We start from the raw sequence: 21,763 nt of genomic DNA, 5'->3' as shown, positions 1-21,763 counted from the left end.
AGCGACGCAGCGCTACGTCCTGGCGCGCTGGCGCCACTCGCTGACGGTAAGCCAGACCGCCGAGACCAGGAAGTAGAGCGCGCCAACGCCAGCATAGCCCGCGACATTGGCGATCGACGGAACCGCAGGCGTCGCAGCCTGGACGATGAAGAACCCGCCTGCGAGTGCGGACTGACCACCGCTGAGCACCATGGCCCATTGCGCGCCAAAACTTTTCCAGCGCCGGATTGCCGTTCCGAGCTGGAGCAATCCGGACAGGATCGCCCACGCACCGAAGACACCGAGCACCCAATTCATGCTCGTCTGCAAGGCGACAATGACCGTGACGGCCGTCGCCAGGCTGACCAGAACATTCAGAGCCTGCGTGCGGTTTTGATTGAGCCCACCGCTGCGCAATGCGTCCACGAGATTGGCCGCGGCGTCCCATGCCGGATAGAGCACGAGCAAGGCGCCGGCGATCGCCGCAGAAGATGGCGCGAGCACAAACGCAGCGACGACCCAGGCAACCGAGAACGCCGCCCGGATGAAGTAGTAGGATTTCAGCCAACGCTCTCGATCGGCACGAACGAGGTTCAATTGATCATGCGCCATGATAGTCTCCTTGACCTACTAGTTGGTAGTTTTGCGCGCAGCGAGACCGCCTTCACCCCGGCTTTCCTCCGGGGTGTCGATGTCGTCTCGCCGACGTCTCTCAGTGCTTGGTGGACAGCCGATCCAGCAGCGGTGCGGTGATCACACCGAACATTTTTGGATCGCCATACGCGCGCGCCGACAGCATCGCGCCGTGAACGGTCGCCATGAATCCTTCAGCCTCGACCCGGGCTGTGCCGGAGAGCTTGAGCCGACCCTTCCGCTTGCCGCGCTCCATCACCGAGGTCAGCCACGACGCAAGCGAGCGGAAGTGCGCGCGGACCTCAAGCGCCACCTCCTCCGGCAGGATCGGAAGCTCGCTGGCCAGCAGCGCACAGACACAGAAAGGAGCCGTCGCGTCGGAGATGCACGCCTCCCAATACCCGACATAGCTTTTGAGCTGGTCGCGCGCATCAGGGATATTGCGCTCGAGCGCTGCAAGTCCCGCCTCCGCGTCCTCGCGATATCGCGACACGAGGGTGCGGACCAGATCGACCTTGCTGGCGAAATGGTGGTGGATGCTCGGCTTGCGTATGCCGACGACTTCGGCCACGTCAGCATAGCTGAAGCCGTTATAGCCGCCCGCAATGATCAGGGTGCGAGCGCAGGCGAGAATATCGTCGGCGGTCGAGGAAACGTTGGTCATGCACGTTAACTACCTTCCAGTTGGTAGGGCGTCAAGAACGGGATGCTTCAACCATCCGTGAGTGGTAGGAGGTTGCATGACCATTCGTCCCCTCCTCCGGTATCCTGACCGCCGCCTCTCGGTCCCCGCTCGCCCCGCCACCGCATTCGACGACGCCTTGCGTGAGCTCGCAGCGGACCTGCTCGAGACGATGCGCGCCGCGCCCGGCATCGGCATCACCGCGCCGCATATCGGCGTGCCCTTGCGTGTCGTGGTGCTCGAACTCGACGCCAAGGATGGCGCGCGGACCTACGTCAATCCGGAAATCGAATGGGCCTCGCCCGAATTGATCATGCACCGCGAAGGCAGCGTCTCGATGCCTGGGGTCACCGACGAGGTGCAGCGCCACGCCCGCGTGCGGATCAGCTATCAGGATCTCGACGGCAACGCGCACACTGAGGAATCAGACGGCTTGCGCGCCGTCTGTCATCAGCACGAGATCGATCAGCTCGATGGTATGTTCTGGATCCAGCGGCTGTCGCGGCTGAAGCGGGAGCGGCTGGTGAAGAAGTTCGAGAAAATGGCGCGGGATTGAAAATGACGCACGCTCCCATCATGACCGCGACATGCGCCTGCGGCCGCGTCCAACTCAAGGCGTTCGGCGCACCGATCGTCAGTGCGGTCTGTTATTGCGGCGACTGCCGTAAGGGGGCGGCGCAGATCGAAGCTTTGCCCAACGCCAGCGCTGTGCGCGATCCCGATAGCGGGACCGCCTACAGCCTCTATCGGAAAGACCGGTTCGAATGCTCGGAGGGGGCCGAGCTGCTGAAGCCCTACAAGCTCAAGGACACTTCGCCGACAAACCGGGTTGTCGCGACCTGCTGCAACTCGGCGATGTTTGTGAATTTCGACCGAGGCCCGCACTGGGTCTCGGCCTACCGTGCGCGCTTGCACGGAGAGCTGCCGCCGCTCCAGTACCGGATTTGCACAAAATCCAAGCCGGACGGCGTCGTCCTCCCCGACGACGTTCCGAGTTCGCGGAGCTTTCCTTCGGGCCTCATCGTCAAGCTACTCGCGGCGCGGATCGCGATGGCGCTTGGACGATAGGACGGCCCGCGCCCGCTACACGCTCCGCAGGAAATCGATCATGGCGGTGTTGACCTCGGGCGCGCGTTCCTGCTGGGTCCAGTGTCCGCAGTCGCGCAACACGACCGGGGGCCGAAGTTTTGGAACGAATGCAGTCTGCTTCGCGATGTCCTCGCGAAACGCGGCGGCGACGAAATCGCGGTCGCCGACGAGATAGAGCGCGGGCACGGTGACCTTCGCCCCGTTGAAGGCGGCCATCAGCTCCCAACCGCGGTCGACATTGCGCCACCAGGCGAGCGGTCCGTGGAATCCGCTCCGCGCATAGGCCTCGACATAGACATCGACGTCGGCCTCCGTGATCCAGGGCGGCAGCGACGGCGGATCGGCCAGCACGTTCCCCTTTCGCGGCACCATGCCCGCCGCAAATCCGCCGGCCGCCAACGCCGGCCTGTCGCCGGATTGCAGGTAGAGCTGGGAGCGGAATGTGCGGCGAAGATCGCGGCCCATTCCGGCTTCGGCCTCCGGCGTCTGAAGGAAGAGCTGATAGAACACCGCATCCTCATTGCGCGGCATCAGCGTGGTCGGCGGCGCCGCGCTGTCGCCGAATGCGCGCGGCCGGAATGGCGGGCTCATGGCAATCACGGCGCTGAAGCGATCGGGCCGCAACAGCGCGGCCTGCCACGCGATGGCCGCCCCGATGTCGTGGCCGGCGATCACCGCCTGTTTCGCGCCCAGGACATCGACAAGACCGACGATGTCGCCGATGTCGTGGAGGATCGTGTACTTCTCCACCTCCTCCGGACGGTCGCTGCGGCCATAGCCGCGCAGGTCCGGCGCTACCGCACGGTATCCGGCCTTCGCAAGTGCCCCAAGCTGATGCCGCCAGGAATACCAGCACTCGGGAAACCCATGGCAGAGAATGACGAGCGGACCTTCACCCTGCTCGGCCACGTGCAGCCGGATGCCGTTGGTCTCGATCATGCGATGCCTCACCTCGGGCATCGCCGGATCCACCCAGGAGGACGGTTCGGCGTTTGCCGCGGCCCGTTCGGCCGCGACGACGCTTGACGGTTGCGCGAATGCGGCACCGACGGTGAGTGCGCCTGCCGCCCAGAGCATGTCGCGCCGGGATAGTGTCGGCTCTCTCGACATCACTTCTCTCGACATCACTTGGCTCCCTGCATGGCGGCGGGATTGGCCAAAAGCAGGCCAAGCGGCTGGAGCGGACCGACAGGGATGTAGTCGTGATCCATCAGGTGCTCCTTGCCGAGTGGCAGTCCATCCATGATCGCTTCCGCTTCCGCGACGTCCTTCGTATTCAGCAAGAGGACGACTCCACGACCGTCGCCGCGCGAATACCATTCGCGGATTTTGCCACCGAGATAGAGCTGCACGGTCGCGCGGATTTCAGCCGGCATCACGGCCATGACCTGTTCGCGGGTAACGCCCGCCTTCACCGTGAGCATGACGAGCACACCAGTCACTGCTGGCGACGGCACTTGAGTCTGGGCGGCGGTCGGATTGGTCATGAGCAAAACTCCTGTGAGAGCGAGCGTGAGTGCGACGACAGCGCTGCGCAGAGCGCCCGTCGTTCCAGTGTTGGCGATCATGGCGGGCGTCCTTGTTCGAAACGTCGGTTTGCGGCCGCTTTGGCGGCGCCCGGTTCACATAGAAGCTGCGACGGCGGCTTGTATGGTCGATTTGTTCACATATGTTGTTCGGAAATGAACAGGGGCGCGCGCATGGACTGGCAGTGGGACGACATCCGCTTCTTCCTCGCCGTGTCGCGCGCCGGCAGCCTGTCGGCGGCGGCGCGCACGCTGGGCGTCGGTCATGTCACGGTCGGGCGGCGGATTGCGCTGCTCGAGAAACAGCTCGGCGTGACCCTTCTGAACCGGAGCCCGGACGGCTTCGTGACGACGTCGGCCGGCGAAGCCATTTTGCGCCAATGCGCGGCGATGGAGAGCGCCGCGACGGATCTCGAACGCATCGTCGCAGGCCACGACGCGCTGTTGAAGGGCACGGTCCGCGTCACCACCACCGAGGCGCTCGCCTATCAGCTGGTCGCGCCCGCAATTGCAGCGCTGCGCAAGACTCATCCGGAGCTGCGGGTCGATCTCATCATCGGCGTCCGCACGCTCGACATTGCGCGGCGCGAGGCCGACCTTGCCGTCAGGTTCGCGCGGCCGCAGGCGTCGGACCTGATCTGCCGCAAGCTCGGCGACATCGCCTTCTCGCTCTACGCCTCGAAACGCTATCTGGCGAGCAAGGGCGTTCCGAAACAGGGCCAGGGCTTGGCGGATTACGACCTGATCACCTTTACCGGCGCGCCGGCCGCGATGGGCCCGTTTTTCATGGGCGAGCAGCTTGAAGGCGCGCGGATCGCGCTTCGCTGCGACAGCCCGTTCGTCCAGCTGCGCACCGCGGCGAGCCACGGCGGCATCGCCGAGGCCGTCTGCTTTCTCGGCGATGTCGCGCCCGACCTCGTCCGCGTCTGGCCCGACCGGGCGCCGGCCCGACGCCCGGTGTGGCTGATCACGCACCAGGACATGCGGCGCGCGGCGCGCATCAAGGCCGTGTCGAACGCAATCGCCGAAGCGTTCCGCCGTGAGCGGCGTACCCTGGAGCAAGGGGAAGCGCCGCGTAAGGCCAGCTGAGCGACAGGCCGCCGTCAGAGGGCACTATTTCAGCGGCAGAAACACGTCCGCAACCGTCTCGTGCTCCGGCACCTCCGGAAAGAAGCTCAGCCGCTGGCAATAGATCGGGAAGTCGCGTGCTTCCTCGCCGCTGGCCGGAAGCCAGTCGCGATAGAGGTAGAGCGCGGCGGGCTCCAGATTGTCGGTGTAGCCGACGACGCGCAGCACCGCGCAGCGTCCGCCGGGAATCTCGCTGGCCTTGATCTCTTCGCCGTTCGCCTCGATCGGCTGGTCGGTCCCGACACAGAGGTCAGTGCTGTAAGCGGCAGGCGAGGAAGGACGCCGCTCGGACCGCCAGACATTGAAGGTCGGACTTGTCCTGGGGTGCAGGCCGGCGGCCCTGCGCCACGCGATGAACCGCTGGATGGTGGCACCGAGCGTCGCCGGATCGCCCCGGTGCTCCATGATCGCCACCCGCGTCGGGGGGACATCGCGTATCGTCACGTCATCAGTGGTAAAAGTCTTCATGAGCTTGCTCCTCGCGTTGTCGAGAGGCCCGAAGGCCGCAAGCCACGGCTCCCAGTCGGGAGAGTTGCGGAACGACGACGGCGATTGCCCGAACCGTTGCCGAAAGGCGCGGGCGAAGGCGTCCGGGGCATCGTAACCGGCATCCATCGCGATCTCCGTGACGCTTTGGGCGTCACTGTAGGCAAGCCAGTAGGAAGCGCGCTTCATACGAGCCAGCTGGACATAGCGATGCACGGAGAGTCCGAAGGTCGCCGCGAACTGCCGGTGGAAATGAAATTTTGAGAAGGCCGCTACACCGCTCAGCGTGTCCAGGTCCAGATCCGTGTCGAGATGCCGGTCGATATGGTCCAGCACCCGTCGCATCCGGTCCCGATAGTTTTGCAGCGCCGCCTTCATCGTCCCTCCTCCGTGGCGGCTCCAGTTAGGTGCGGATGGCTGTGACGTGCTCGACCGATCTTGCGGTTTCGAATGCATCCGTAGCCCGGATGGAGCGCAGCGCAATCTGGGATTCTCACCACACGGGCAGTAACGCGATGGGGTTGGTTCGCCCCGGATTACGCTGCGCTCCATCCGGGCTACGAGGATGCCAAGTAGCGCGTTTACCCGCCGGCCATCAGTTGCTTCGCCAGCGCCATGTAGGCCGGCAGCGTCACGGGGTCGTTGGCGGCGTTGCCCGCCACCGGATGCGAGGCGTAGCGGGCGATCACCATCTCGGCCTTGGGATCGACATAGATGCCCTGGCCATGAACGCCGCGCGCCATGTAGGCGCCGTGGGCGTTGTGCGTGACCCACCATTGGTTGCGGTAGGAGGCGCCCGGCAAGGTGGTGTAGCCGGCCGGCTTGAATTTCTCGGGGTCGCCACCGCGCGCGATGTCTTCGACGACCGATGACGGCACGATCTGGCGGCCGTTGAAGCGGCCGTGATTGCGCATGGTTTCGCCGAAGCGGGCGAGATCGCGCAGCGTCGTCGAGAGACCACCGCCGCCGCTTTCGGTACCGATGCGGTCGACGTGATAATGCGCGTCCTCCTCCGCGCCCATGGGCGTCCAGATGCGCTCCGACAGAAGATCCGACAATGTCATGCCGCTGGCGCGCCGGCAGATCCAGGCGAGCACGTCGGTGTTGACGGTCTTGTAGGAAAACGCCTTGCCGTGCTGGCCCTGCTTCTTCTGCGCGACGAGGAAATCGAAAATACTAGTCGGGCCATCATAATCAGGCGGAATCGGCGCCATGCCGTTGGCGCGACGCAAGCCCCACACGTGCGAATTCTTGTCGGTGTAGACTTCGGTGTATTCGAGCCCCGTGGTCATATCCATGACCTCGCGCACGCGTGCGTCACCAAACGCGCTCGCCTTCAGCTCCGGCACATAATCCGTGACGGGCGCCTGCGGATCGATCTTGCCCTCGTTGACCAGAATGCCGGCCAGCACGCCGGTGAACGATTTCGTCACCGACATCGCGATATGCGGCTTGTGCGGTTTCAGCGCACCAAAGTAACGCTCGTAGATCAGCTTGCCCCGATGCAGCACGGCGATGCCGTCGGTGTAGGTCTCCTCCAGCATTTTCGCGAACGTCATGGGCCGGCCGTCCATGGTGATCGAGGCCGACGCGCCGATGTCATGGTCCTCACGCGGCAGCGACGACACGGATCCCGCCCCGCGCCAGACGTTCACCGTCGGCACCAGCTGGCGGATGTTGCTCCAGGCCCAGCGGAGTTCGGGGAAGCTGCGGAAGGAGCCGTTCTGGAAGGTGATGGTGCGGTCGGGTGATGGCGGGAAGCCGCGCATCCAGCCGAGAGTTTCGGGATCGGTTTCGGCGGCGGTTGCGGGCTGTTGGCTGGGAACGACGGACATGAACGCTGGCTCCGGAGGTGCGATGCCGGTGTCGTATCATGGGAGCATGCGGTGGAGATCCAGCGTTTGTGCCGGGGAGCCACGCGATGATCCCTACCCCGCGCCGACGTCAGCAAGCCCTCGCATGAGGTTCGGCGTCGACCAGGTCGCGACACCCGTTCCCGCAAAGTCGCGATCCGTGGTCCAGACATCCGCCTCGACACTCCAGGCCAGCGCCAGCACATGGGCGTCGCGCATTGAACCGTTGCGGCTCGGCACGACGTCGCGAAGGGCCTCTTCGCATCGGACAAGCACCGGCTCCAACGCGGCGATGGGAATGACCGTGAGCAACTCTGCCAGATCGTCGAGGACATCGAGCAACTCCGGGCGCTTCAATCCGAGCTCGAGCGGCAAGAGCGAGCGGCTCGCAGGATCGGTGGAACGAAGCGATACCCATCAACGCCATTTGCGAACGCGATGGGTTTCGCGAAGAGCTCAACTCATCCTACGCGCTACGAATCGGGGACCAGAACAGCGAGAAACTCCGGGAAGCTCGTCGCGACCAACTCCACGCGATCCTCGCCAAGCTCCTGTTCATGATCCCACCAATACACGGCTCCGGTGCTCGGACCCGTGCGGCAATCCAAAAGGTAGAGGTTACCACCCTGGTCGTCGGCAACTGGCAACATCCCTTCGGGAAGGACGTCGCCAACCAGTTCATAACAATGATCGACCTGGAGGTAACTTTCAGCGGCGCCGATTTCGAAGATGCAGCTCACATCCCAGTAGTCTGGATTGGTCGAGACGACCTGAACCGGACCAGACGGCTTTTCCCTGTGTGACCGCAGGAAGGCGCGATACGCCACGGGCAAGCTGGCCCCAAGCGCTGCTTCCAAGTTCTCAATTCGTTGTTCGGCGTTCATGACGCGATGCTAGGGCTCGATCCGATTTGGATCAATCGTCATCCCGCCCTAGTTCTTGAGCTTTCGGTGCAGCCGGATCACTTTTTAGTCGTGCCCTCAGATGGCTGCTCTGCCGACCCGCCGATTTTCTTCGAGACCACGTAGACGTCGACGGCGCTCATCGAGCATTCCTCGCTTGATGCTCGGCTGTTCGTGATGACCTCGATCGTCTTGCCATCCTTGGTGTAAAACGTGATGTCGTAAACCTGCCGGTGGAGGTCTTTGCCGATCTTTTCGGATGCGAGACGAACGGCCCTGGTCTGCGCCTCGATCACTGATGGGATATCAATCAGGCCGGCGTTCTTGAGGTGCACGAGTGCCATGTTGGTGGGCCAACTCGCGCAGTCCGGAGACTTCGCCAGAGCCACCGCAGCCGGCATCACAAATATTGCGGCCATCACCACTTTCAACGCGGCGCGCATCAATGCACCACCTTGATGGTGTGGTCGCCACTTTCCCAGATCTGCTTGCGCCTATTGATGAGCAGGACGGCAACGTACATGCCGTCGCGGTCGCCGCGCTTGTAAAGCTTCTCGCCAGGCTTGAGCTTCTGAAGTCCCGTATCGGTCAACAAGGTATTCTCCGTTCGGTTCGCCGCCAGATACCATCATGGTACATGACCGACTGAAACGGAGCCCCTAAAAACGTGCCCTGGTGGAGGAGACGGCGCGCAGGCCCACGACGAAGTCGTAGGTGCGGCCGTCGCCCATGACGCCGACGGTCTTGACCGGCAGCAGCACAGCGAAGGCCTGCCTGATGTCGTCGTAGAGACCGTGCTTGCGGATCTGGTCGATATAGACGGCATCGGCCTGACGCAGGATGTCGAGCTTGTCAGGCAGGCGCCTGGACATGATGGGGGCCTGGGTCGTGCATTGCAAGTTTCATACACCGGCACCGTAATCCCCTTAGGCTCCCCTATCCTGCGCGCTCACGAATAGCGAGACTATGAGGCGAGCCCAGCCTTTGCTTGCGCAAGGATGCCGTCCCAATTCACCTGTCCGCTGGTGGCCAGATCGATCTTGAAATAGCTGTCGTGGTGGCCGATATAGGCGGGAAGCGCCTTAGGCCCATGGGCACGCCATGCCTGGGCGAACCACTGCTCCAGAAGCTCTGAAGCCGTTTCCCCCTGTTCGATCGCCTCATATTTCTCATCATCATAAATTTCGGAGGGAACGACGACCGTCCGGCCCTTGAGAAACCAGTGCCCCTCCCGGTCGACAGGTTCGCCATCGGCATCCATCGGCCACAGAGCCACAAAAAATTCATCGCTAAACTCTGACGCGTCGTATTCAATCAGCAGGAAGCTCGTCTCCTCTTCCCATGACAGTTCTGCGATCATCGCCATTTCTATATTCAGTTGAGGCGTGATCTCCTGAAAGTGCCGCCGTACCCGCTCAACGAATTCCTTCTTCTTGTCGTCCTCACCCATGCAACCCCTCCGCTACTGTCGACATTCCCTGCCTGCCAGAGTTCGAAGGACGGGTGGAGCAAAGCGATACCCATCAACCCGACCACGATGGGTTTCGCTGCGCTCTACCCATCCTACTTACTGGCTCTGGAAGGCGATGCGGATGTCGTAGCATGCGGGAGCGCGGTGCACATCCATCGTTTGCGCCGAGATTTCAGTCGCATACATCTGGCGTTGGACGTCGCAACGTGAGACGCATTAGTTCTGTTGTCCGTCGCTAGGTACAATAAGCATCCAATGAATTGCTGGTCGGCTTGATCTCTTGTGCCCGCAGAGTCATCTTCACTGCTCGCATATCTACATTTGGTAGCATTTGGGAATATCGAAGAGCTACCAGCATAAGCGGACAAACAATATGTCATTCTGGGCCGGAATCGACAAAGAAATTTGGGACGCTTCAGCTGCCATCGCCGAAGCCGGAAAATTTGACGATGCTATATTCGCCGCGTTTCGCTTGCTCGAAGCTGAAATTCAACAACGCATTGATAGTTCTAGCATCGGTCAAGCCTTGCTTGACGAGGCATTTGACGGATCGAGTCCCAAGATAGACATCTCCCCTAATGCACGCGATCGCGTGGCGATGAAACAGCTGTTTACAGGTGCTTTAGGAAACATCCGAAACGATCGCGGGCACAAGAAGGCCCCGCTTATTCCGTGTCGGACCAACCGTGAATGCCTCCTATATCTGCAGTTCGCAACACTGCTGCTCGAGCTCCTAAAAAAAGACCGCAACACGTTCCCCTCGATCACGAGACTGCGCGTATTCGGCACACCAGATTCCCCTTTGTTGGAACTGAGAGGCCGAAATTTTGATAAAGCCTCCGAAGTCTTGAACGAGACCACTAACTTTAACGTCCGACGATGGCAAAACGATCTGCTGGAGATATCTTTGCCGCCGGGCTTTTGTGGCGAATTATTCGTGAAATCCGGCGAAAACACAAGCAACGTCGTCCATTGCGACACGAGGCTCCTCACGACCGAACGAGAAAATTCGTATCGAATAATCGCGACAGATCTAACTCTGTTTGAAGACGAAACCGGGACGACGAAACGAGAAGACGTGGTCGGCATGCTGTTGCTAGCAAACGAGTCAGGCACAGAATTTCACCGCATCCAACCGACATTAAAGGGGCGCTATCAAGACGGAGACTTCGTAACACACGGACCGTTTTCTGCGCCCATCATCGGTCAAAACTGGGTATCGCCCTCCGGGACAAACGGCGCTAGAGAAGGCTTGGGATTCCGCAACGATCGCATTGCCTGAAATTGTCGGCCAAAGCACTCCTTACTTAGTTGGAGGCATTTCCATAAGACCGGACTCAATCCGCACCCAGGTCGGAGAACGAAGATCCCTTAGAGCAATCGCTTGGGAAAACCATGGCCCAATGGGACGTGAAGTTGATGTAACCGATCGCGTTACTTGGACAATTGCAGATACGAGCATCGCTTATGCATCGGGCCCAACATTAATTTCGAAGGCACTCGGCAAAACCAGAATTTCCTGCCATCTGGATAATTTCGAAGCGACGGCTACAGTTACAATAGAAAGCATTCCAAAGCAGGATTCAGTCATATTTTTTCAAGGTTTGCGCAGACTGCAACAACTTCGATTCTCTACAGACGGCAATCTCTTTATCTGCAATCAATCTGCTCAGGTTTACCGAATTGATCCTAGCGGTCGATTCGAAACAGTTCTGCGCCTACCCGTGGCCGACACAGCAGTGTATGCTATCACCCGCTTGGCTGTGGACGCACAGAACCGACTTTACGTAAACGACCTCACGCGGAATGCTTGCCATCGATTTGAATGGGACGGAAAAAAATACGCTCGCGGGACGCTGTTGGCCACAAAGTCCATAGGTTCAAAACAATCGATCGCAACCAATAGCCTGGGCCAAGCCTTCATTACAATCTTCGGCCGATCAATTGATACCGGAACTGTAGCCCGGATTGATCCTGACGGGACCGAAGTTGAATTTTCGCTACGAAGTCTTGCGACTTCGATAGCTATCGACAGCCAAGACAACATTTACGTCGACAACCGCAGAGCCAAATGCATCGACGTATTCAGAGGAGACGGCACATTTATCGAACCGATATCGCATGGCTCAGCTGACAGCGTGTCCGATATAACTATCGACAATCAAGGCACTCTATTCTTGGCACTATTTCACTCGGGACGAGTGCTCGTCTTACCAAAAGGGTCCAGAACGCCAACTCTTCTCCCTGGCACATTCGGAACACTAGGTGGGATCGCCTTGGATTCCCTCGATCGGATTTATGTTTCCGATTTCGGAGGCGATAGGATCTCACTTATCTATTGATCCCCCCTACTCCCACTCAATCGTCCCCGGCGGCTTGCTCGTCACGTCGTACACCACCCGGTTCACGCCCTTCACCTCGTTGATGATGCGCGTGGCGGTCTCGCCTAAGAACTTCATGTCGAACTGGTAGAAGTCCGCGGTCATGCCGTCGGTTGAGGTGACGGCGCGCAGGCCCACGACGAAGTCGTAGGTGCGGCCGTCGCCCATGACGCCGACGGTCTTGACCGGGAGCAGCACCGCAAAGGCCTGCCAGATGTCGTCGTAGAGGCCGTGCTTGCGGATCTGGTCGATGTAGACGGCGTCGGCCTGGCGCAGGATGTCGAGTTTTTCGCGGGTGATGTCGCCGGGGCAGCGGATGGCGAGGCCGGGGCCCGGGAACGGGTGGCGGCCGACGAAGATTTCGGGCAGGCCGAGCTCGCGGCCGAGCTTGCGCACCTCGTCCTTGAACAGCTCGCGCAAGGGCTCGACGAGCTTCATGTTCATGCGCTCGGGCAGTCCGCCGACATTGTGGTGCGACTTGATCGTCACCGAGGGGCCGCCGGTGAAGGAGACGCTCTCGATCACGTCGGGATAGAGCGTGCCTTGCGCAAGGAAATCGGCGCCGCCGATCTTCTTGGCCTCCGCTTCGAACACCTCGATGAAGAGGCGGCCGATGGTCTTGCGCTTCTTTTCGGGATCGGTGACGCCTTCGAGCTCGCCGAGGAATTGCTTTGACGCGTCCACGTGCACGAGCGGGATGTTGTAGTGGTGGCGAAACAAATCGACCACGGTCTTGGCTTCATCAAGACGCAGCATGCCGTGATCGACGAACACGCAGGTGAGCTGGTCGCCGACGGCTTCGTGGATCAGCACGGCGGCGACGGCCGAATCGACGCCGCCGGAGAGGCCGCAGATCACCTTCCCCTTGCCGACTTGCGCGCGGATCTTGGCGATCTCCTCCTCGCGGAAGGCGCGCATGGTCCAGTCGCCGGAGAGGCCCGCGATCTTGCGCACGAAATTGCGGATCAGTTTTGCGCCGTCGGGCGTGTGCACCACTTCGGGGTGGAACATCAGGCCGTAATATTTGCGCGTCTCGTCCTGGATGATCGCGAACGGCGCGTTCGGCGAGGTGCCGGCGACGGAAAAACCCGGCGGCATCTTGGTAATGCGGTCGCCATGGCTCATCCAGACCTGGTTCTTGCCGCCCGGCGACCAGACGTCCTCGAACAGCTTGCTCGGCGCCTTGACCTCGACATCGGCGCGGCCGAATTCGCGGTGATGGCCGCCCTCGACGGTGCCCCCTAACTGCTCCGCCATGACCATCTGGCCGTAGCAGATGCCGAGCACCGGCACGCCGGAGGCGAAGATCAGCTGCGGTGCGCGGGGCGAGCCTGCTTCGTGCACCGACTCAGGGCCGCCGGAGAGGATCACCGCTTTCGGCTTCATCTCCCTGAAGGCCTCTTCGGCCTTGTTGAACGGGACGATCTCGCAATAGACGCCGTCCTCGCGGACACGACGCGCGATCAGCTGCGTCACCTGGCTGCCGAAATCGACGATGAGAATCTTGTCATGCGCCGAGGCCAATGAGGGCGTCGACGACTCGCGGTTCTGTGCTGCTGTCATGGCAAGCAGATACGCGACGGGGGCTTTTCCCGCAACCGCGCGGGGCACGCACCCACATTCTTCTTTGGGCATGGACAAATGAATATAGGTAAGTATTATTGACTTAATTTGGGTACCCGCTCGGCGGCTTCATCAGCGCTTGCGCGCGCCTGATTTCCTCACCCTGGTCTCGGACCATGCCAGCGGCCGGCCGGCCCGCGACGGAAGCACGAGCTTCCCGACCGGCAGGCCTGCCTCGTCCACCAGGTCAGAATGCGCTTCGCCCCTGGCGTAGAGATTCGCTTCGCCCCATTGGCGCAAGGAGACGACGACCGGAAACAGGTCGCGTCCCTTCTTCGTCAGCGCATATTCCTGATAGGCGCTGCCATCGGAGGCCGGGACCGGTTCGAGCACGCCGAGTTCCACCAGCCTGCGCAAACGCGCACTGAGCATGCCCTTGGCAATGCCGAGGTTCTTCTGAAAATCGCCGAACCGGCGCAAGCCATCGAAGGCATCGCGCACGATCAGCAGCGACCACACATCCCCGATGGCATCGAGTGCGCGCGCCACCGGGCACTCAGCCTCGGCAAAACCGCTCCGCTTCATTCGCTATTCCCTTCCAGACTGGTTCAAAAATAGGACTAGACAGCGCTTAGCGCAACTGGTCTTATTTTAGAACCAGCTTGGATGCGCCGGAGACCATAATGACGAACGACGCCACCGCGACAGCTCGACCGCCCAAGACCGCTGACAAGACCACCAACAAGGCCGCCGACTTGGCCGGCGACTTGGCCGGGCGCGGGCTCTCCTCCGCGATGGCACTGCTGTTCGCGCTGACCTGCGGCCTGAGCGTCGCCAATATCTACTTCGCGCAGCCGCTGCTCGATGCCATGGCGCAGGATCTCGGCATCGCGCCCGCCGCGATCGGCATGGTGGTGACGTTCACCCAGATCGGCTACGCGTTCGGCCTGATCCTGATCGTGCCGCTCGGCGACCTCCGGGATCGCCGCCGCTTGATCGTCGGCCAGACCGTGCTGTCGGCGATCGGTCTCGTCATCGTCGGCACGGCGACGCACGCAGCCGTGCTGCTCGCGGGAATGGCGCTGGTGGGCGTGCTGGCCGTCGTCGTCCAGGTCCTCGTCGCCTTTGCCGCGACGCTGGCGACGCCGGCCGAGCGCGGACGCGCCATCGGCACCGTCACCAGCGGCGTCGTCGCGGGAATCCTGCTGGCGCGGTTCGCCTCGGGTGCGCTGGCCGATATCGGCGGCTGGCGCATGGTCTACCTCATCTCGGCCGGCCTCATGCTCGCCATGGCTGCCCTGCTCCTGCGCGTGCTGCCGCGCGGCCGGCCATCGGCGCCGGCCGGATCCTCCTACCTGTCGCTGCTGCGCTCGACGGCGGCGCTGTTCGTCGATGAGCCGATCCTACGCGAGCGTGCGCTGTTTGCGTTTCTGATCTTCGCCGATCTCAACGTGTTCTGGACGTCGATCGTGCTGCCGCTCGCGGCGCCTCCCTTCGCGCTGTCGCACACCACGATCGGATTGCTCGGCATCGCCGGATTCGCCGGAGCGCTCGCGGCGCGCCATGCCGGGCGCCTTGCCGATCTCGGATGGGGCCAGCGCACCACGGGACTGTCGCTGATGCTGATGCTCGCCGCCTGGGCTCCGATCGCCTGCCTGCAGTCCTCGCTCTGGTTCGTCGTTGCCGGCGTGATCATGCTGGATTTCGCCCTCCAGGCCGTGCACGTGACGAGCCAGAGCCTGATCGTCGCTGCGCGACCCGATGCGGCGAGCCGGCTGGTCGGGGGCTACATGGTGTTCTACTCGATCGGAAGCGCGGTCGGCGCGATCGCGTCGACGATGGTGTATGCGACGGCCGGCTGGACCGGCGTCTGCATGCTCGGCGCCGGAATCAGCGCCGCCGCCCTGCTGGTCTGGGTCATCATCGCAAGCAGGACGCAGCTGCCGGCCGATTGTGCACTGACGCACTAGCAAAAATGAGGACCGCGGCGGAAGCATACGCTAACAACGGCACCGCCGGCTCGGACACAGGACCACCACCATGAAGCTCCCCACCTCCCCCTTCACCGTCACCGACTGGAGCAAGATCGAGGCGACCACGCATCCGGGCGAGACCGGCCAGGCGTTGTGGCGGACGCTCAACATCGGCGATCTCCGGGTGCGGATGGTCGAGTATTCGCCGGGCTATCTCGCCGATCATTGGTGCGACCGCGGCCACGTGATCTACGTGGTGCAAGGCGAGCTCGACAGCGAGCTGCGCGACGGGCGCAAATTCAAGCTGACGCCAGGGATGAGCTACCAGGTCTCCGATTTCGGCGATGCCGCGCATCGCTCCTCGACGGCTGTCGGCGCGACGCTGTTTATCGTGGATTGATTTGGCTTTCGACACCATTTTTTGCAGCGCAAAATAGCAAATCCAGCGGGGCTCGCCACGAGCGCGTGGCGCCTTGAACTTGCCCCAATAATTCGCTACATTGTGATCATCGATCCTTGGCCGAACGACTGGGCCGCTCCGACTCATTTCCAATGGGTGAGCACGTTTCAGGTATTTCTCCAAAATCGACCAATCGGGACACATGTCCCCCTGAATGCATCCTCTGAAAGGAAATGAGACTATGGCAATGGGCACCGTGAAGTGGTTCAACAACCAAAAGGGCTTCGGCTTCATCCAGCCGGACAACGGCGACAAGGACGTTTTCGTTCACATCAGCGCCGTTGAGCGCGCTGGTCTGAGCACCCTCAACGAGGGCCAGAAGGTTTCGTTCGACATCGTCGCGGACCGCCGCAGCGGCAAGTCCTCGGCTGACAACCTCCGCGCCGGCTAGTTGACCGCGCAATTCGCGATCTGACCACGGACGTACCGGCAGATCGTAGGATTACAGAAGCCCCGCCACCGAGATCTCGGTGGCGGGGTTTTTGTTTGGGAACGGCGCCGCCTCACGTGGGATGCCGTAGCAAAGCGAAGCGTGCCCACCACTTTCTATCGGAATCGCGGGGCGATGGTGGGCACGGCGCTTCGCGCCTTTGCCCACCCTACGAAGCCTTCTTCAGCACCGACACGAAAAACCCATCCGTGCCGGTGCGGCGCGGGGTCATCAGCCAGCCTTCGTCCGACTGAAGCGCGGCCTGCGCAAACGCTTCGGCCTTGTCCCAGAGCACGCTCGCGATCTGCTCCGGCGGCACGACCGAAAATTCGGGATGGCGACCGACGAACGCTCGCACCTGCTCGCCGTTCTCCTCCGGCAGCACCGAGCAGGTGATGTAGGCGATGCGGCCGCCCGCCTGCACCAGCGGCGCGGCGCGGTCCAACACCTCGGCCTGGTCCTTGAGGCGGATCTCCAGAGCACCCGGGCGCATGCGCCATTTGGCGTCGGGGTTGCGGCGCCAGGTGCCGGTTCCCGTGCAGGGCGCGTCGATGACGACGAGGTCGGCGGAGGCGCGGATGTCGGCAAGCGGATCGGTATCGCCCTTGGGCGTACGGACATCGGCATTGTGGACACCGGCGCGCGACAGGCGTTCGTGAATCGGCACAAGCTGACGCTTGTCGCTGTCGGTCGCGATCAGCCGGCCCTTGCCCTGCATCATCGCGGCGAGCGCCAGCGTCTTGCCGCCCGCCCCCGCGCAGAGGTCAATCACCTGCTCGCCGGGTTTTGCCGCGGTGAAGAGTGCCGCAAGCTGCGATCCTTCATCCTGCACTTCAACGCCGCCCTTGATGAAATCCTCTTCGGCCTGGATGCCGGGGTTGCGTGCATCGGCCGAAAGCGCGATGCGCAGGCCGTTTGCCGACCAAGGCGTCGGTTTCGCATGAAGATGAGCCAACGCCTTCAGCACCTTGTCGCGATTGGATTTTAGCGTGTTGACGCGCAGGTCCAGCGGGGCCCGGCTCGCCATCGCGACCGCCTCCGCGACGCGGTCCTCGCCGAAGGCTTTGGCCAGGTGGGAATCGAGCCATTCCGGATAGTCGCCGGCGATCGCGGCAGGCGCGTCTTTCAGGGAGCGATGGCTGAGCGCCGCCTGCTCGGCGTCCGTCAGCGGCTCGGGTGCAAACCGGCTGCCGTCGAACATCGCGGCCATGGTGGCGGTGTCCATGTCGCGCTCGAGGCGGAGCATGCCGATCAGCCGCGCGCGTGCAGTGTCGGCATCCATGAGGAACGCACTCGAGGAATAGCGGCGCAGCACGTCCCAGACCAGGCCGGCGATCGCCGCACGGTCGCCGGAGCCGGCAAAGCGGTGCGCGGTGCCCCACTCCTTCAGCGCCTTCGCCGCAGGCACGCGGTCTTTCTCGATGGTGTCGATCAGTTCGATGGCTGCGGACAGCCGGGCAGCGGGGGTCATTTGAATCTTTCAGATCAGGATCGGCGAGCAAGCGCCTAGATCAGCAACAAAATCTTGAGTGCGAAGTAGATCCACATCGCCAGCAGCACCAGCACGCCGGCAAGCCAGACCGACGAGCGCCGGCCGAGATTGTTCTCGGTGACGAAGATGCCGGCATGGGCAAAGCGCGTCACCACGAACACCCAGGACATCAGCACGATGAAGAGGTCGGCATGGCGGAGCGGCAGTGCCAGCGCGATCAGGGCGTAGAACAGCACCGGCAGCTCGAACTGGTTGCGGTAGCAATTGGCGATTTGTGTGGCGCCCTTCGGCCAGTTCGGTTCGCCGAGCGCAATGTCGCGGCTCTTGGTCTCGCCCGAGACCAGCGCCTGCCGGCGCCCGAACACCATGCCGATCAGGAGCGCGAAGGTGAGCCCGATCTGCACGAAGACCGGCAGCAAAACCATTTGAACGGACATTGGATTTTCCCGCGGACAAAGCGTCGCCGGCCGTCATTAGCCGCGACTCCTGGCCCTGACAATCAGCGACTTGAACCGGCGTTCCCGCTCTCGCGACCAAATATCGATAGTTAAAGCGATTTCGGCCTTTCGGGCCTGACGAGACGCCGCCATGAACACCCTCTTCAGCCAGATCGCCAGCATGATCGGCTTGCTGACCGAATCCGCTGACGGTCAGCTCGGCATCCTGATGTCGGCGCTGGCCGGCGTTGCGGCGGCGCTCGCGGTCGCCCTGACGCTGACGGTCTATTTCCGCATGGCCTACCGGACCTGGCGTGACATGCTCAGGCACGGCCTGGCGGCACTCGCCGCGGCCGCGCTGTTCGCCTTTGCCGCCTACGACATGCGTCACGCCGCGCTCGCCTATCTCGGCCTCAACCCGACCAAGCCCGCGGTCGAGTTCGAGATCCGGATGCCGCGCGAGACCTTGACGACGGCGTCTGACACCCAGATCGAGCTGCACACCGACCGCAACCAGACCCTGGCTCTGGTCGACGGTGTCAGGGACCTCGCCGACGGCCGCGCGCTGCTGCGCGGCGCGGTCGCACTCAACTACCGCACCGCCGACCGGATGCTGGTCGTAAACCTGCCGAGAAAAGGCACGTTCGAATTCCGCCTGCGCCTGCCCGCCGAGCCGCATCGCTCCGAGCAATTCGGCCCCTGGCATCTCGCCGATCGCATCGCCTCGCCGCTCGCCGGCGACGTCGCGCCGCAAGATGCCTACACGATCCGCTATCGCGTGCTTTAAACTTTGTTCGATCGCGGACGTGCGCGCGTCGTCATCGTACCGACGCCTGGCCGGGCTACCCTTTGCCCATGTCCGAATTTCGCCTGACGCAGATTTCCGACACCCATCTCGGCCGGCGCTTTCCCGGCCTGGTCGCGAACTTCCACCGCGTCAGCGCGCATATCGACGCCAACAGACCCGATCTCGTCATCAACACAGGTGATGTCTCCTTCGACGGGCCGACCAGCCGCGACGATGTCGAATTCGCCAAGAGCCTGCATGACGCCCTGCCCGTTGCCTGCCGCTACTTGCCGGGCAATCACGACATCGGCGACAATCCGACTGCACTCGGGCCTGCGCCCAAGCCGCCGGTCCGCGAGACGCACCGCCAGCAATTTTGCGAGATCATCGGCGAAGATCATTGGTCGTTCGAGGCCGCCGGCTGGCGCTTCATCGGCCTCAACTCGCTGGTGATGAATTCAGGGCTCGCCTTCGAGGCCGAGCAATTCGACTGGCTGGCCGCGGAGATATCGCGCACGAACGGCAAACCGGTCGCGCTGTTCCTGCACAAGCCGATGTTTCTCAACCTGCCCAACGATGTTGAAACGCCGGAGACCTCAATCCGCTATGTGCCGCAGCCGGCGCGGGCACGGCTGATCGAGATGTTTGCGGATGTCGATCTGCGCCTCATCGCCAGCGGTCACGTGCATCAGCGTCGCGACTTCACCTATCGCCACACGCGCCACGTCTGGGCGCCGTCGGCCGGCTTCAAGATCAACGATTCACGCCAGGACCGGATCGCGATCAAGGAAACGGGCCTCGTCGAGTACCGCTTCCAGCCCGACAGTCTCGAGGTCCGCCACCTCAGGGCGGCGGGCCAGGCCGACATCGATATCGAAGAGCTGTTCGCCCAGATGGGCGGCGAGCACTAGCCTCGCGACGATCGTCAGGCGACGCTCTTCAGATCCTGCTGGATCGCAGCGAGCAAGGATTGCAGCGCCTCGCTGTTCACCGGCTTCGCCTCAGCCTTTACAGGCTGAACATTGGCAAGCTCGACATTGGCAGGCTGCGCAGCCTTGACCGGACGTTTCGGAAATGGCGGCGTCGGCGCAGGCATCGCGGGCTGCGTGAACGCACCCTCGTGGTCGGCGTGAACGAACTTGCCATGGATGACGTCGTCGCGACGACCCATGAGAAACATGGTCGCCCAATAACCGGCAGCCAGCAGGATTACGCAGAAAACAACAATCTCTAACATCATCGCACCTGAAATATGCGCAATGATTCAATGCCTTCGCCGATCGGTCAATGAACCGACGGTCACACCTGCGGCTTTTACGGGCGGGTGTGGCCGATCGGTCACTCTTTGTTAACCATTCCCAGCCCCCGAGAGGGCCGGGAGTGGCGGATCAAGCCTTGTCCGGTCCGACCCGGACCAACTGCTTGCCGAAATTGGCGCCCTTCAGGAGGCCCATGAAGGCGCCGGGCGCGCTCTCCAGGCCCTCGGTGACGAACTCCTTGTACTTCACCTTGCCGTCGCGGACCCAGCCGGACATGTCGCGCAGGAAGTCGCCATGGCGGGCGGCGAAATCCGAGACGATGAAGCCACGGAAGGTCAGCCGCTTGGTCAGGGTCGCGCGCATCATCGACGCCGCCCATTTCGGCGGCTTGGCCTCGGTGTCGTTGTAATGGGCGATCAGGCCGCAGACCGGCACGCGGGCGAACGCATTGAGCAGCGGGAACACCGCCTCGAACACGGCGCCGCCGACATTCTCGAAATAGACGTCGATGCCCTTCGGGCAGGCGTCCTTCAGCTTCGCCGCCAGATCGGGATCGCGGTGGTCGATGCAGGCATCGAAGCCGAGCTCCTTCACGACGTAGTCACACTTGTCCTTGCCGCCGGCAATGCCGACCGCGCGTGCGCCCTTGACCTTCGCGATCTGGCCCACGGCCGAGCCGACTGCGCCGGACGCGCCGGCGACGACAACCGTCTCGCCCGCTTGCGGCTTGCCGATGTCGAGCAGGCCCGTATAGGCGGTCATGCCGGGCATGCCGAGCACGCCGACGGCGGTTGAGATCGGCGCAAGTTTTGGATCGACCTTCGCGAGCCCCTTGCCGTCCGAGATCGCATGCGTCTGCCATCCCGCGCGCGAGAGCACGATGTCGCCCTTGGCGAAGTTCGGATTGCTGGAGGCCGCGACCTCGCACACCGTGCCGGCTTCCATCACACCTCCGACCGGCACCGGCGTCGCATAGGACGGACCGTCGCTCATGCGGCCGCGCATATAGGGATCGAGCGACAGCCAGACCGTCCGCAGCAGGACCTCGCCTGCGCCGGGCGAGGGAATCGCGAATTCCTCCAGGCGAAAATCAGATGACTTTGGCTCGCCGACGGGACGTGCGGCGAGAACGATGCGTTTGCCTTGGGACATGATGGCTTCCTCCAGATTGGTTATCGCCATGATTTAGGAGGAGCGTCGCGCCGAAGCAAACTCTCGGTCAATTAAGGCTT

General features: G+C 62.6%; 27 protein-coding genes and 1 pseudogene. 10 read left to right on the top strand and 18 right to left on the bottom strand.

Annotated elements, in window-relative coordinates:
• Window positions 1-12: 12 nt before the first annotated feature.
• Together UB31_RS01390 and UB31_RS01385 are read right to left on the bottom strand one after the other, a co-directional pair.
• The gene (locus tag UB31_RS01390) at window positions 13-591 is read right to left on the bottom strand and encodes a membrane protein (protein ID WP_045009535.1); all 579 of its coding nucleotides are present in this window, start codon (window positions 589-591) and stop codon (window positions 13-15) included.
• Window positions 592-691: 100 nt separating this feature from the next.
• Window positions 692-1,276: a TetR/AcrR family transcriptional regulator gene (locus tag UB31_RS01385; RefSeq protein ID WP_045009534.1), complete on the bottom strand. Its 585-nt coding sequence runs from the start codon at window positions 1,274-1,276 to the stop codon at window positions 692-694.
• Between the two features lie 76 nt (window positions 1,277-1,352).
• Here UB31_RS01385 and UB31_RS01380 point away from each other — a divergent pair, with 76 nt between their 5' ends.
• Both UB31_RS01380 and UB31_RS01375 read left to right on the top strand, forming a co-directional pair.
• Window positions 1,353-1,850 carry a peptide deformylase gene (locus UB31_RS01380; protein ID WP_045000477.1) on the top strand — a complete coding sequence of 166 codons (498 nt, stop codon included), beginning with the start codon at window positions 1,353-1,355 and terminating at the stop codon, window positions 1,848-1,850.
• A gap of 2 nt (window positions 1,851-1,852) precedes the next feature.
• Window positions 1,853-2,362 (top strand): GFA family protein, encoded by a 510-nt coding sequence (locus UB31_RS01375; protein WP_045000479.1) that lies wholly within the window; start codon window positions 1,853-1,855, stop codon window positions 2,360-2,362.
• Between the two features lie 15 nt (window positions 2,363-2,377).
• Here UB31_RS01375 and UB31_RS01370 read toward each other — a convergent pair whose 3' ends face one another.
• The gene (locus UB31_RS01370) at window positions 2,378-3,508 is read right to left on the bottom strand and encodes an alpha/beta fold hydrolase (protein WP_245305930.1); all 1,131 of its coding nucleotides are present in this window, start codon (window positions 3,506-3,508) and stop codon (window positions 2,378-2,380) included.
• Window positions 3,508-3,870 carry a hypothetical protein gene (locus UB31_RS01365; RefSeq protein WP_045009646.1) on the bottom strand — a complete coding sequence of 121 codons (363 nt, stop codon included), beginning with the start codon at window positions 3,868-3,870 and terminating at the stop codon, window positions 3,508-3,510. The genes UB31_RS01370 and UB31_RS01365 overlap by 1 nt, the downstream gene beginning before the upstream one ends.
• Window positions 3,871-4,083: 213 nt before the next feature.
• Between UB31_RS01365 and UB31_RS01360 the strand changes: the two genes are divergently transcribed.
• Window positions 4,084-4,998, top strand: a complete 915-nt coding sequence (locus tag UB31_RS01360) for a LysR family transcriptional regulator (RefSeq protein ID WP_045009645.1) — start codon at window positions 4,084-4,086, stop codon at window positions 4,996-4,998.
• A 24-nt stretch (window positions 4,999-5,022) separates the two neighbouring features.
• Here the strand turns inward: UB31_RS01360 and UB31_RS01355 are convergent, their stop codons facing one another.
• The 8 genes and pseudogenes from UB31_RS01355 to UB31_RS01320 all read right to left on the bottom strand — a co-directional run bounded on the left by UB31_RS01355 (window position 5,023) and on the right by UB31_RS01320 (window position 9,728).
• Complete coding sequence (locus UB31_RS01355; RefSeq protein ID WP_045009533.1) at window positions 5,023-5,901, bottom strand: AraC family transcriptional regulator; 879 nt, start codon at window positions 5,899-5,901, stop codon at window positions 5,023-5,025.
• Window positions 5,902-6,104: 203 nt separating this feature from the next.
• Complete coding sequence (locus tag UB31_RS01350; RefSeq protein WP_045009532.1) at window positions 6,105-7,358, bottom strand: serine hydrolase domain-containing protein; 1,254 nt, start codon at window positions 7,356-7,358, stop codon at window positions 6,105-6,107.
• Window positions 7,359-7,451: 93 nt separating this feature from the next.
• On the bottom strand, window positions 7,452-7,751 hold the full coding sequence (locus UB31_RS01345; protein ID WP_045009531.1) for a PIN domain-containing protein: 300 nt from the start codon (window positions 7,749-7,751) through the stop codon (window positions 7,452-7,454).
• A 98-nt stretch (window positions 7,752-7,849) separates the two neighbouring features.
• The gene (locus UB31_RS01340) at window positions 7,850-8,260 is read right to left on the bottom strand and encodes an SMI1/KNR4 family protein (protein WP_045009530.1); all 411 of its coding nucleotides are present in this window, start codon (window positions 8,258-8,260) and stop codon (window positions 7,850-7,852) included.
• Between the two features lie 77 nt (window positions 8,261-8,337).
• The gene (locus tag UB31_RS01335; protein ID WP_045009529.1) at window positions 8,338-8,721 is read right to left on the bottom strand and encodes a hypothetical protein; all 384 of its coding nucleotides are present in this window, start codon (window positions 8,719-8,721) and stop codon (window positions 8,338-8,340) included.
• Window positions 8,721-8,873, bottom strand: coding sequence for an integrase (locus tag UB31_RS42990; RefSeq protein WP_045009528.1), 153 nt, complete (start codon window positions 8,871-8,873; stop codon window positions 8,721-8,723). The genes UB31_RS01335 and UB31_RS42990 overlap by 1 nt, the downstream gene beginning before the upstream one ends.
• Before the next feature lie 79 nt (window positions 8,874-8,952).
• Window positions 8,953-9,135, bottom strand: a pseudogene (locus UB31_RS01325) (GMP synthase (glutamine-hydrolyzing)); the annotation flags it as partial.
• A 107-nt stretch (window positions 9,136-9,242) separates the two neighbouring features.
• The gene (locus tag UB31_RS01320) at window positions 9,243-9,728 is read right to left on the bottom strand and encodes a hypothetical protein (RefSeq protein WP_045009526.1); all 486 of its coding nucleotides are present in this window, start codon (window positions 9,726-9,728) and stop codon (window positions 9,243-9,245) included.
• Between the two features lie 394 nt (window positions 9,729-10,122).
• Between UB31_RS01320 and UB31_RS01315 the strand changes: the two genes are divergently transcribed.
• Window positions 10,123-11,031 carry a TIGR02391 family protein gene (locus UB31_RS01315; protein ID WP_045009525.1) on the top strand — a complete coding sequence of 303 codons (909 nt, stop codon included), beginning with the start codon at window positions 10,123-10,125 and terminating at the stop codon, window positions 11,029-11,031.
• Between the two features lie 121 nt (window positions 11,032-11,152).
• On the top strand, window positions 11,153-12,091 hold the full coding sequence (locus UB31_RS41115; protein ID WP_156175127.1) for an NHL repeat-containing protein: 939 nt from the start codon (window positions 11,153-11,155) through the stop codon (window positions 12,089-12,091).
• Window positions 12,092-12,097: 6 nt separating this feature from the next.
• Here the strand turns inward: UB31_RS41115 and guaA are convergent, their stop codons facing one another.
• The gene (guaA, locus tag UB31_RS01310) at window positions 12,098-13,693 is read right to left on the bottom strand and encodes a glutamine-hydrolyzing GMP synthase (protein ID WP_045009524.1); all 1,596 of its coding nucleotides are present in this window, start codon (window positions 13,691-13,693) and stop codon (window positions 12,098-12,100) included.
• A gap of 132 nt (window positions 13,694-13,825) precedes the next feature.
• A complete protein-coding gene (locus tag UB31_RS01305; protein WP_045000502.1) occupies window positions 13,826-14,278 on the bottom strand; it encodes a winged helix-turn-helix transcriptional regulator in 453 nt (150 codons plus the stop codon).
• Window positions 14,279-14,376: 98 nt separating this feature from the next.
• On the opposite strand from UB31_RS01305, the gene UB31_RS01300 reads away from it, so the two are divergent.
• From UB31_RS01300 to UB31_RS01290, 3 genes are all read left to right on the top strand, one after another.
• Entirely contained in the window at window positions 14,377-15,663 is a 1,287-nt protein-coding gene (locus UB31_RS01300; protein WP_082078369.1) for an MFS transporter, read from the top strand.
• 70 nt (window positions 15,664-15,733) lie between these two features.
• A complete protein-coding gene (locus tag UB31_RS01295) occupies window positions 15,734-16,066 on the top strand; it encodes a DHCW motif cupin fold protein (protein ID WP_045009523.1) in 333 nt (110 codons plus the stop codon).
• A 241-nt stretch (window positions 16,067-16,307) separates the two neighbouring features.
• Complete coding sequence (locus UB31_RS01290; protein WP_045000506.1) at window positions 16,308-16,517, top strand: cold-shock protein; 210 nt, start codon at window positions 16,308-16,310, stop codon at window positions 16,515-16,517.
• A gap of 208 nt (window positions 16,518-16,725) precedes the next feature.
• On the opposite strand, the gene UB31_RS01285 is transcribed toward UB31_RS01290, so the two are convergent.
• A complete protein-coding gene (locus UB31_RS01285) occupies window positions 16,726-18,027 on the bottom strand; it encodes an RsmB/NOP family class I SAM-dependent RNA methyltransferase (protein WP_045009522.1) in 1,302 nt (433 codons plus the stop codon).
• A gap of 35 nt (window positions 18,028-18,062) precedes the next feature.
• On the bottom strand, window positions 18,063-18,485 hold the full coding sequence (locus tag UB31_RS01280) for an MAPEG family protein (RefSeq protein WP_045000510.1): 423 nt from the start codon (window positions 18,483-18,485) through the stop codon (window positions 18,063-18,065).
• A gap of 151 nt (window positions 18,486-18,636) precedes the next feature.
• Here UB31_RS01280 and UB31_RS01275 point away from each other — a divergent pair, with 151 nt between their 5' ends.
• Entirely contained in the window at window positions 18,637-19,272 is a 636-nt protein-coding gene (locus tag UB31_RS01275; RefSeq protein ID WP_045009521.1) for an acriflavin resistance protein, read from the top strand.
• A 68-nt stretch (window positions 19,273-19,340) separates the two neighbouring features.
• Complete coding sequence (locus UB31_RS01270; protein WP_045009520.1) at window positions 19,341-20,183, top strand: metallophosphoesterase family protein; 843 nt, start codon at window positions 19,341-19,343, stop codon at window positions 20,181-20,183.
• Between the two features lie 14 nt (window positions 20,184-20,197).
• Here the strand turns inward: UB31_RS01270 and UB31_RS01265 are convergent, their stop codons facing one another.
• Window positions 20,198-20,509, bottom strand: a complete 312-nt coding sequence (locus UB31_RS01265) for a hypothetical protein (RefSeq protein WP_082078374.1) — start codon at window positions 20,507-20,509, stop codon at window positions 20,198-20,200.
• 151 nt (window positions 20,510-20,660) lie between these two features.
• The gene (gene curA / locus UB31_RS01260; protein WP_082078373.1) at window positions 20,661-21,683 is read right to left on the bottom strand and encodes an NADPH-dependent curcumin/dihydrocurcumin reductase; all 1,023 of its coding nucleotides are present in this window, start codon (window positions 21,681-21,683) and stop codon (window positions 20,661-20,663) included.
• Window positions 21,684-21,763: the final 80 nt, after the last annotated feature.

This window comes from Bradyrhizobium sp. LTSP849 (genome assembly GCF_000938255.1).
In the GTDB taxonomy this organism is placed as follows: domain Bacteria; phylum Pseudomonadota; class Alphaproteobacteria; order Rhizobiales; family Xanthobacteraceae; genus Bradyrhizobium.
The sequence above is the reverse complement of the archived record's forward strand: the minus strand, read 5'-3'. Positions and strand labels throughout refer to the sequence as shown.